Source organism: Quatrionicoccus australiensis (genome assembly GCF_020510425.1).
Lineage (GTDB): Bacteria > Pseudomonadota > Gammaproteobacteria > Burkholderiales > Rhodocyclaceae > Azonexus > Azonexus australiensis_A.
Genome location: NZ_JAHBAH010000001.1, coordinates 1,511,145 through 1,521,707, shown reverse-complemented (window position 1 = coordinate 1,521,707; position 10,563 = coordinate 1,511,145). Strand labels below are relative to the sequence as shown.

The 10,563-nt window shown below is 53.0% G+C and carries 9 protein-coding genes; 2 read left to right on the top strand and 7 right to left on the bottom strand.

Annotated features, from left to right (window positions below):
• Positions 1 to 110: 110 nt before the first annotated feature.
• Positions 111 to 1,196: a type VI secretion system protein TssA gene (gene tssA / locus KIG99_RS07375; protein ID WP_226459567.1), complete on the top strand. Its 1,086-nt coding sequence runs from the start codon at positions 111 to 113 to the stop codon at positions 1,194 to 1,196.
• Positions 1,197 to 1,226: 30 nt separating this feature from the next.
• Here the strand turns inward: tssA and KIG99_RS07370 are convergent, their stop codons facing one another.
• The 6 genes from KIG99_RS07370 to KIG99_RS07345 form a co-directional block, all read right to left on the bottom strand.
• Positions 1,227 to 2,015 carry an OmpA family protein gene (locus KIG99_RS07370; RefSeq protein ID WP_226459566.1) on the bottom strand — a complete coding sequence of 263 codons (789 nt, stop codon included), beginning with the start codon at positions 2,013 to 2,015 and terminating at the stop codon, positions 1,227 to 1,229.
• A gap of 1 nt (position 2,016) precedes the next feature.
• Positions 2,017 to 3,003 (bottom strand): type VI secretion system-associated protein TagF, encoded by a 987-nt coding sequence (gene tagF / locus KIG99_RS07365; RefSeq protein ID WP_226459565.1) that lies wholly within the window; start codon positions 3,001 to 3,003, stop codon positions 2,017 to 2,019.
• Positions 3,000 to 6,770 (bottom strand): type VI secretion system membrane subunit TssM, encoded by a 3,771-nt coding sequence (gene tssM / locus KIG99_RS07360; RefSeq protein ID WP_226459564.1) that lies wholly within the window; start codon positions 6,768 to 6,770, stop codon positions 3,000 to 3,002. The genes tagF and tssM overlap by 4 nt, the downstream gene beginning before the upstream one ends.
• Before the next feature lie 14 nt (positions 6,771 to 6,784).
• On the bottom strand, positions 6,785 to 8,089 hold the full coding sequence (locus tag KIG99_RS07355) for a hypothetical protein (RefSeq protein WP_226459563.1): 1,305 nt from the start codon (positions 8,087 to 8,089) through the stop codon (positions 6,785 to 6,787).
• A gap of 135 nt (positions 8,090 to 8,224) precedes the next feature.
• Positions 8,225 to 8,491 (bottom strand): PAAR domain-containing protein, encoded by a 267-nt coding sequence (locus tag KIG99_RS07350; RefSeq protein ID WP_226459562.1) that lies wholly within the window; start codon positions 8,489 to 8,491, stop codon positions 8,225 to 8,227.
• A gap of 19 nt (positions 8,492 to 8,510) precedes the next feature.
• Positions 8,511 to 9,377 (bottom strand): M15 family metallopeptidase, encoded by an 867-nt coding sequence (locus KIG99_RS07345; protein WP_226459561.1) that lies wholly within the window; start codon positions 9,375 to 9,377, stop codon positions 8,511 to 8,513.
• Between the two features lie 11 nt (positions 9,378 to 9,388).
• Between KIG99_RS07345 and KIG99_RS07340 the strand changes: the two genes are divergently transcribed.
• The gene (locus tag KIG99_RS07340) at positions 9,389 to 10,204 is read left to right on the top strand and encodes a hypothetical protein (protein WP_226459560.1); all 816 of its coding nucleotides are present in this window, start codon (positions 9,389 to 9,391) and stop codon (positions 10,202 to 10,204) included.
• Between the two features lie 58 nt (positions 10,205 to 10,262).
• Here KIG99_RS07340 and KIG99_RS07335 read toward each other — a convergent pair whose 3' ends face one another.
• Positions 10,263 to 10,550: a hypothetical protein gene (locus KIG99_RS07335; protein WP_226459559.1), complete on the bottom strand. Its 288-nt coding sequence runs from the start codon at positions 10,548 to 10,550 to the stop codon at positions 10,263 to 10,265.
• Positions 10,551 to 10,563: the final 13 nt, after the last annotated feature.

The window sequence follows — 10,563 nt, the reverse complement described above, 5'->3', positions numbered from 1 at the left end:
ATGTTTGTTTTCGTAATTGGTGATAAATGTTGCTATGTCATTTTTTGGGGCGGGTGTGTCGTCTGACTCATGGCATGATGAAAAAATATTTTCGGTGAAGGCGTTAGACGATGAATTTTGAGCTTCTGGTTCGACCACTTGTGTCTGAACATGGTCTGTGTGGCGAGAGCATGATGTTCTCCAGCGAGTTTGACGAAATACAGGAAGCACGGCGATTTGATGACCCATCGCTATCCCAGGGTGAGTGGGTTACTGATATCAAGGAGGCCGACTGGATTCGGGTGCGCCGCATATGCGAGGAAGTCTTGTCCAACAAGAGCAAGGATCTTCGCGTGGCCGGATGGCTGATCGAGGCGCTGGGCCAGACCCAGGGGCTGGCCGGGTTGGCTGAGGGCTATTCCCTGTTGAACCAGTTGTGCGAGAGGTTCTGGAGTGAAATTCATCCGTTGCCGGAAGATGGCGAGATGGAGCAGCGGATAGGTAATTTTGACTGGCTGGTTGGTCAGACTTCGCGCCTGATTCGGGAGATTCCGCTGACCAGTTCGCCCAAAGGTTGCTTTTCGTCGCTGGTGCTTGAGTCGGCGCGTTCGATGGCCCGGAGTGTAGAGCTCAACCCGGGCCGGGCGGAGGAGTTTGCCCTGGCTTCCAAGGTTTCTTTGGATATGTTCGAGGCCGCACGCAAGGATACGCCTGCCGCGTATTTCCTGAGTTGCATGCGGGATGCGGAGCTTCTGAAGGTCTCAATGACTTCGCTGCAAGCACTGCTTGATCGCCTGATGGAAAATAGTTCTCCGGCATTTGGCAGTACTTTTGAACTGCTGGATGATATTTTCCGAAATTTTCGTCGCTATGCCGTTGAAGCGGGGGGGCTGAAAATTGAGTCTTCCGCGACAGTTTTCGCTGGTGGTGAAGAGAGCAACGAAGCTACAGGGGAAACGCAGGAAGCGGGAATGTCTGTTTCGGTGGGGCCGGTGCGTTCGCGTGAGCAGGCGATTCAGCAGTTGCAGGATATTGCTGCGTTTTTCAAGCAGACCGAGCCGCATAGCCCGGTTGCCTATCTTGCGGAAAAGGCGGCCAAGTGGGGAAACATGTCACTTCACGAGTGGCTGCGTGCCGTCGTCAAGGATGATGCGGCCTTGTCGCGGATGGAAGAGCTTCTTGGTGTGGAGATGCCACCACCAAATGGTGGTGGCTGATATTCAGGAACGGAGGTAACTGCGCTGTGCTTAATTGACCAGATGAAACTCGATGCGGCGGTTCTTTGATCGTCCTTCAGGCGTGTCGTTGGAAGAGAGCGGGCGGTCCGGACCTGCGCCAACCGTGCTCAGGATGTTAGCGGGAATGTTCTTGCCGATCAGGTAGGAGCGAACACTGTTGGCTCTTGCCAGACTGAGCTCGATATTAGACATACGATTCCCGCTGCTGTCAGTGTGGCCGATGATCTGAACCTTCGCATTGCTGATCTGTTTGATGGCTACGGCCATTTCATCAAGGATGGCGCTGCCGGCAGGGGTCAGTGTTGTCGAACTGCTCTGGAATTCAACGACACGATTGGACAGCGTGCTGTCAAGGAGTGTCTGGGCAGGGGCTGCGCTGGCGACGGCCAGGCCGTTGTCAATGGTATAGGTCGGATTGAGGGCCGTTGCCATGTCGCTGACAACTTGCTGGCGCTGGGCTTCATTGGCGACATTCCCCTTGAGCGAGATCTGCGTGCCATTGACCTGCAATTGTCCCTTTCGTACCTGCTTGAGATTTGCATTGAGAATTTTTGCCATATGCTCGCTCCAGTTGGGCGGCGGTACGACACCACCAACTTCCAGTCGGTCGTCGACAGCCGAAGCGCCATAAATGTCGCGCAGCTTACCTAGTATGGCTGCTCTGGATGCTTCGTCGGGCACGACACCAGAGGCGATGACTTTGGTGGATTCTTCGTTTGCAGGCGTCTGGGCAGTTTGTGCAATAACGTAGGAACTGAGGAGAAGAAAAAATATGGCGATGATTGAGCGGATGGTCATGCTATTCCCCGAGAAAAACTTCTCTGAATGTATTAATGGCGGATTCGAGCGTCATGGTCGGTTGTGCCAGGTAGGCAGAAAGCTTGGCAAGACCATAGTCATTGGTCAGGTCGGGGTGGTCGTCGATCCATTCAGGGTTGTCGAGGGAAATGGTGTATTCAGCAGTCGTTTCGGGTAGAAGCACTGAGAGCAGGGTGCGCGGCGAAGCGCCGTTAAAGCCCAGGACCAGGCGGTTGGCTTCCGGTTGTCGAGAAATCACGAGCTGCAATTCGACCGACGTTTTGCGGAGGAATGCGGAAACGAGGTAAAGCCACAGACCTGCGACAAGATTCCGGTAACGTTCGTCGGCCGGCAGAGGAAAGGAGATTTCCTTATTGATGGAAACCGATCCCTGACCTAATGCCGGCCGCATCAATAAGCCGAGGGCAAGGATGATGCGCCGGATGCGATCGGAGGATTGCGGGGGGGCGAGAATTTCGGCAAGCGCTTCGACCGATGTCCGACGAACGAAATTGCCAAGGGGGTCAGCTTGAAGGGCAAGTTCGAAATCAGCGGCGCAGTTGAGCTGTTCCAGATCTGCAAAAATTTGCCCCACTTCGGCTCCCGTTACTCCGGCCTCGGCTATCCTGGCTAACGTGCCGAATGAATGGGGCAGGCCTGCAGGCGCACAGCGGAACATCAAGGAATCATCACGCTCAACGGTCGTTGCCGTAATAAATGGAAAGCGGCGCCCGGAGGAGTCTTGGCTGGGTTTGAGGTGGCCAACAACAGAGATTCGACTGCGTGAACCGACAAATGCAAAGTCTAGGGAGGGGGCGTTGTCGTAGGCGGATTTCCAGCGAGGGTCTTCAGACAGTTGTTCCATGCTGAGTGATACCCAACGGTCCAGTGTGCCAATCAGCTGGTGTTGTCCATTGCCTTTGACAAAGTCGCCGCGTGTGGGAACTTTGCCAAAACAGGTGGCTGGTGTGGAGACAATGCCGTTCATTGTGCTACTCCCCTCGGCGCAATTGCCGTGGTTCCCGGGGACTGCACCGGAGCCGCATTCGCTTCGTTTGTTGTGGATTCCTCGGCTACTGTCCGTGGCAGCATTAACCCGCTGAGCCCACGCGAACCGCTGCCTTCCGTGGTGGTGGCCTGTGCCTGGGGACTGCTGACGAGCCGCAGGTCGATGCTGATCTCTATCCCTTCCTTGGCCCAGGTCAGACGGAATGTACCGTCAGCTTGCCGGCTTCGTTGGGCTGAATTGATCAGCTTTTCGAGACCGAAGCGGCCGGGGAAGTTGATGATCTCAATGGCTTTTCCATCAAATGTCGTCGTGGAAATGCGGACGCCCGGTGTGCCGACTGTGCTTGGCCAGACAAAATTGGCCCATTGTGCCGGACCGTTCCGGTAATTTAGTTTTTGACCGTCAATCTCGATCACGTAACCTGTCGTCCCTGGCGAGGCCTGAGGACGGAGCATGAATACCGTCTGGGCAAGGCCGGTATTGCCAACTCCGGAACTGGCGGCAGCTCCGCCTTCAAGCGGCGATACCCAGCGGGCAAATTCACTCTTGAATTCCGGTTGAAGAATGATTCCGAGGTCACCCCAGGTTCTTGGTTCGACGGTATTGCCTCGCCTGACGACGAGCGATCCCATCGTACTTTCGACGTACTTGGCAATCGCGCCGTCCGGGCCAAAGATTTGCGCAATTTCGGCTGGCGAGGCTTCTATGTTTGATTTTGTAAATGGGTACTTGATTGCCAGTTTGCGGTTGAACGGCTCATAAACCTGGGCTTCCCAAGTTTTGTTCAGGTCCATGGCAGATGGTTTGATGATCGCGGCAAACGATTGCAGTAACGGACGCAATAACAGCGGGCGAAGGACCATACGCTGATTGTCCGGCATGCCGGTCAGCATCTGCTCATCAACAAAGTGCAGCGTTTCGGCGAGCTCGGACGTTCCTCCGTCAATCGTTTCGCGCATCAGCTTGATTGAGCCCGGGCCTGGGTCTCCCTGATTTTTCAATTGATTGAGGCGAGTCCGGATCTTGGAAAGTTGCTTGAGGTAAACCTCGAACAAGGATTCCGAGTTGTCGCGGGGAGTCATCAGTCTTCCGAATCCGGCAAACTCCTTGCCGACGGGGCCCATCGGTACTTCGGCCTGTTTGCTTGAAATATTGACATCCAGTTGTACCGAACCGGGTGACATTTGAAGAATGGAGCGCTTGAACCACTCGACAAATCCTTGCTGGGCTTTTTCCAGTCTGACGTTGGCGAGGGCGGGGTTGTCCCAGGATGTTTGTTCGAAAATGACCTTGACGAGCGTGCCGATCGGGGATGTATGGGGATCGCCAAGACGGTTCATGGCGTTGATTGCTTCCGTGAATGATTCGAAGGAGGTGACGCTGACACCCTGGACAAACTGCTTCCATTCTTCCGCATAATCGCGCTTGTACATGGCGACCAGGGATTTCTGAATTTGCTCGGGGCTGCCTTCCAGCGTCAGGTCATCCTTGGTGGAGGCCTGGAGCACCCAGTCCGCGTTCTTTTGTTCGCTGGTGGCGGCGTCCTTGATTGCTGACTGGATATATTCATGCCAAGCTTGGACGGTAAATGCGCCAGAGACGACATGGCTGCCGGCAACCAGACTGGCATTGTCCGGGCCGACTAGATTGGCGACAGTGATGGGTGGGAAACGAGTGGAGGCGCGTGCCTTGATTTCCGAGTAAACGCGCTCTGCAGCGGGCATTCCGCGAACAACATTGCGTAGTTTTTCGCGTGCCTCATCGACAATGGCAAGATTGTTGTTGATGGTCGGCCACGCCGGATCGTTGGTATGTTCCAGATGGAAGGAAAGAATGCGACCTGCAGAGCGGATCATCTGCTCTCGACTCATGGTGCCACGATTTGCCTCCAGCCAGCCTCGCCAGAAACGGGTCATTTGGTCGGATAGGTGGCCAACATCGATATGCTCATGGCTTGACAGCATTACGTAGGTCTTGAGGGCGTTGTAGGCATCTTCGGCATCGTTTGCTGTCGCACCTTTGTAGGGGGTCCTGGCCGGCGTGGTGGTTGTTCTTGGCTTCAGGTTTTCAGAGTGGGTAATGACGTCGCCGAGGAAGGTTTCAAGATTGGCTTTCACAGGCAGCAACATGAGATTTGTTACGCCATCGTAATATTCCTTGCGCAATTTGTCGGCGAGCAGTTCGCCTTGGTAAAGACCCAGGCCAATCGAAAGCGGGTGATCTTCATTAAAATGTTCAAGCTGGATCAGACGATCCTGAAGTATTTCCAGTGCTTCCAAGCGTGACTGGAGGTCGATTTTCCCTTCCTGCAAGCGAACGACCTTGACCAGATCCTGTTCGACATTTTCCAGGAGGCTGCGGTTGTTGATATATGACCAACTCCAGCCTCCCAGTGCCAGACCCAATAGGCCGAGCGCACCGAGCACCGCGATCTGGCGCATGCGGATTTTCATCCTGCTGGTGTGCTGCCGTACCAGATTTCGGTCGGGAAAGATGACCTTGGAAAAGAGTTCCTTGAGGAAATAGCCGTGATTTAGTGCTGTTCGTACTGGCGTCGCGTTGCCGCTGGAAAGCGCAAATTTCTTGATGATCCTGTCGTTTGATAGTGGCTGTACATCGCTGCTCTGGATGGCGGAAGAAATATAGAATCCACGGAAGACGGGCTTGAACTGGAAGGGGTTGTCTTCAAAGAGCGTTGCAATGAAGGCGCGAAGCGCTGGCTTGATCGCGATGAATTCCGACGGGAAGGTGAGTACTCCGGGAGGCGCACCTTCATTCTGAATTCTCGACATTTGTGCGACGCTCATCGAGCGAAGGCCTTTGTAGAGTTCTTCGTAGTGGTGATCAAAGAGCGAGATCAGGTCATTGCCATTGGCCTGCTCGTAGGGAAGGGTGGCACCCCAGACGTGATCTCTTTCATTCCAGTCGAGATCAAGGAAAAAATCACGGAAGCCAGGGATCAGGTCGGCTTTGGTAAACAGCACGTAGACTGGCGCGAAAACTTCAAGTTTTTCGGTGAGTTCCTGAACTCGTTGGCGCAGGTTTTTCGCCAAGTTGATGGCAAAACTTGGTGCATTACCAATCAACTCGCCAATATTGACAGTAACAATGATGCCGTTGATCGGCGCACGCGGGCGGTGTTTCTTCAGTAACCCGAGAAATCCCATCCATTCTTCTCTGTCTTCTTGGTGGATGGAGTAACGCCCAGCCGTATCAAGCAAAATACCTTCGCTTGTAAAAAACCAATCGCAGTTTCTTGTTCCTCCGATGCCCTTGATGACGGTGTCGCCACCGTCATCAAACGGAAATTTCAGGCCGGAGTTGACGATTGCCGTACTCTTGCCCGCAGCTGGGTTACCAATGGTTATGTACCACGGCAGTTCGTACAACGCGTTGGCGCCGGAAACCTGCCCGAGCTTCGAGGTTTTGATCGTTTTGACGGCGCTCAACAGGCGTTTTTTGACCACGTCGATTTCTGCGTTGGTTGCTTCTCCCGAGCGCCGATTGCCTTGCTCGCTTTGCTGCTCTAACATCGATTCGAGCGCGTCGCTTCCCTTTTTTGCCCTGTAGCGGCGTACCTGCCAGATGCCGATCCAGACAATCAGGAGCAGTATGCTCGCCAGCACAGCCCACATGATGGCCACTTTAAGGGTCTTAGCGCCGAGGAAGAAAAGGGCAGTAATTGCTGCGACGCCAACGAATGAAAGGAAGCGGGAGTCGGTCAGCAATGATTGGATTCTGGACATGGGTTTAGGCTTTTTTAGGTGCTCGTGGTTTCGGTACTGAGTTTTGCAATAAACGGCATGGTGAGGAGGGCTGCTCTCTCTGTGTCATGCTGGTTGCTGATACACAGAACCGGGCCTTCCGTCATCAGGACTTTTTCTCGCGCGCAGACAAGTGCTAACAGACTTCCGGTGGATAGGTTGGAGCCGGTAACAGTGCCGGTCGCAAGACAGTCTTTCATTGGGTCAAGGTGCTCAAAATTTGACTCGATTCCTGCCAGTACTTCGCAAATATGGTTGGCGCGATGATCCGAATCCGAGACCAGTGCTTGTATGCCGGATGCCTCAAGTGAGTGGACATTCAATAACCCGTCTACTAGGTGTCCAATCAGCGTGCCGTTAGTTTTGCCCGCCGCGTTCACGCTTTTGTCCCGGCTGGCGTGGCTGACGCGGCTCATTACAACGACGTCGTCGATGGCGTGGCTTGTTGCGGTCTTGTGGCTGGAGAAGAGGAGGCACACCGCGCTTTCGCCGGGTATTTGACCGTTCTGGTTGCTAGCGGAGAAGAGACGCTTGCGAATGGAAAGGGAGTTAATGCTAGCTTCGTCTACTGCTGAGGTCGCTGCGATGAGCAGAATCAGATTGTCGTCCAACTTTTCCCGGTTGGTTTTCAGAACTAATTCGTCAACCTGCCTTAAGGCACCTGCTTCACTGGTTATGGGGGTCATCATGATTTCGACGCGGCTCTTGTCAATCTCCGACAAGTGTTTGTCGTTCAGCCAACTACGCATGGCTGGAAAATGATTGCTTTCGATATTGCTTGGCACCAGCCAGTGAATATTCAGTCGGGCGTTGGCCGGTGCTTTTTTAAGCTGGGCACGTGTTTGCATTTCGGCATCCGGCAAGATGCTATTGAGTAGTGCCAGCAGTCGGGTGACTTGAGTGTTCGCTGAGAGCGCGCTAAGGCCTTCATTCTCGGAGGTAAGTGTTTCAGTAAATTTATCTATATCCAAATCCTTGACGTCGGCGAGGAAAACCGGGAATCCGTCGTCGTCCTTTTGCTTCTCACTGGGTTCGGGACGAACGCCTGCATCTATGTTTTCCAGGATTTCTGCGGCAGTCTTGCCGGAGGCGGTATTAAGCCATGCACCAATCAGGCAGATTGAAAATGTTCTTTCTGCTGCCGAAGTCTTTGCTTTGGCACTGACCAGAGGGTCATCATCCGTTATTTCCTTGATTGGCGCCTCGTCCGGGAAAGGAGCCTTCAGATGCTCGATAAAACCACGGAGAAGCAAGAAGCCGCCGATCAGGGCGAACGGCAGGAAAAACAGATAGAGCAACAAGTCCGAACTGCTCGGCTGGAAATTGTTTGTCTGCCACCATCCTAGGATGAGGGCCCAGACGAGTGAAGTTGTGAGTACGGTGCCGCCCAGGACCTTGAGTGTTGTTGAACGCATAGTTGACGCGGTTGGTCTTGGTTAGTCAGTGGTTAGCGATTGGCTTGCGATCAAGGTGGCTCCACAGGAGGTTTGGTCACCATGGCGCGCTGCTGCCCGCCCATCAATAATGGCGGTGGGGTCTCCTGTCACAATGGTGGTGACGTTGCCGTGGCCATTTTTCGGACATTTGACTTTGTCGCCAACACGGGCAATGCCTTTTCCATTGCAGTCGCTGGTTTCAGAGGCTGTTATGACAACGCCCCCGTGGTTAGTCTTGTCGCCTAAAAGAATAAATGGTCTTGACATTTAATGGCTCCGGATTGTCTCAATGGCTTTCGTTGATGGCTGACGGCGGCGGGTGCCCCAAGATACCCTTGCGATGGAGCTCCACATGGCCCAGGTCGCGCATCTTCCAGCGCCCCCCCCAAGTTAATTCGACTTGCTCGGCAATCTCGCCAAATAGCTCGTAGCCGCGCATTGCCCATGGGTCTTGTTCTGAAATAACAATTTTTCCATCGCGGAAAAATGCGCAATCCGCTGCCAGACCAAACTGGTGATAACTCATATAGGGACCGGCCTGTGTTACCTGGCTTCCCAGGGCTGCGAGCTTGGCTTGGCGTTCGGGGCTTCGGTATCCTTCAATTAGCGCCATTTCATACCCATAACGCTCTCGCATCAACTTGAAGGCAACCAGCAGCCGCTGGGTGAATATTGGATCCAATTGTTTCCAGTTCCGGCTGGCAAACGCAGCTTCCGGAACAATCAGCTCAACTTCCCGGGTGGTAAATACGTCGGGGGGGAGCGATGGCGGAGGGGCTAATTGCTCGCCTTCTAGCAAAATCGCAATGCGTCGGTCAGGGATGTGACTATCGTCATTAAAGTCAAACAAAGTAGGGCCACGAATGACTAGTGCAAATAAAGCTGGTGCAGTAATCATTAACAATGCTATGCCGCTTAATAATGGCTGATTTTTTAGGAATCTTAAGCTGCCCTTGCTTGCATTTATTATGCTATTGGCGTACCCGTGTGTGCTTGCTGCCTGTTTCTGAATATGCCTTGATAGAGGGGCGTATCCGTTGCTGATGACGACACCGATTGCAGCCAAAAGGCGCGTGCGGTAGTCAGGGAAAACCACGATTAACAAGCAAATTGCTATTAGCAAGAAGTATGAAATTAGAGTAAATTCTACCATGCGAGCCCCTTTTGGAAATGACAAACGGGTTGCTTGTTGGTGGGGTTACTAAGGCGCATGATGAAAGTTGTGAATTTGTTTTTTTCTGGCAGGCAATACCCAAATTAGATATTGAACGTCCAATTATAATGAAATTAAATTCTTACTGCATTTTTTCTGAACCCTCTACGTCTCGGCAGGCGGCGAAAAATTCTGATGGTGACCATATGAGTGTTCTTAGTGACCTTGATCCCAGTTCCGCGAGATTTTCTGATGGCTTTAGATCCAATAGAGGCCGGAGTTTCCTCTGGGGGGGCGCTTTTTTGCTTTTGGGTGGAGGCCTGGCCTGGTTGCTAATTTCTGTCCAAAAAAGCTCAGATTCACTTATTGGTGGAATTGAGGCAAAAAATGAGGTCATGGGCATTCGTTCTGAGGGCGGTGGCGCACAGTTGCAGGAGAAAAGGGATGGAGCAAGTAATCCCGTCAATCCTGTCTTTTCTGCTGCATCAGTCGTTTTGCCTACACCTGCCGTTATTCTGGGGGGGGCGCCAAGTTCGCCAGTTCAGGAGAGCTTGGCTAAAGACAACTTGGCCTCGATTCCCGCTGACAAAAAATCAAATCGTACTGAAAAAAGTGATCAGCTAGCTCCCCCTGTTTCGGGCATATTGCCAGTTGCCAGCGATGGGCATCATGAAAAGAAAAGCGCTTCAGATTCGCGAGATTCCAAGCAGATCACACTGAAATCTACGAAAAGCAAGACCTCTGTGACAGTAGGAAACCATTCTTTGTCGAGCGAGAAACAGGCTACCGAGCGTGACGTTGACATAATTACGGCCTTGGTAAAGTAGGTAATTATTGCTCGGCCCGATGGGGTCTCAGCCCGCTTACTCGCGAGTGCTGTTTAAATCAAGCTGCCACTTCTGTCGGCTTAACGTCACTTTTGGTTTCAATCTCGCCTCGATATCCACATAAAAAAGTCCAGCAGCGCGGTAATGCCGTTCGGTTAAGGATCTTTCGGATATTTGATGACATAGCGTTTTGGCAGGGCTTTAACGACACGGGGGCATTGACGCCCCCGTCGTTTTTCCACGATGGCGAACTGACGCTGTAGGCGTAAGCGAGGCAGATGGGCTGGTAGCTTTCCTGGTTGGCCTTGTCTCGCGCTTCAGTGGCTGTTTGAATCTCTTTTTCCAACTCCGCCTCCCGA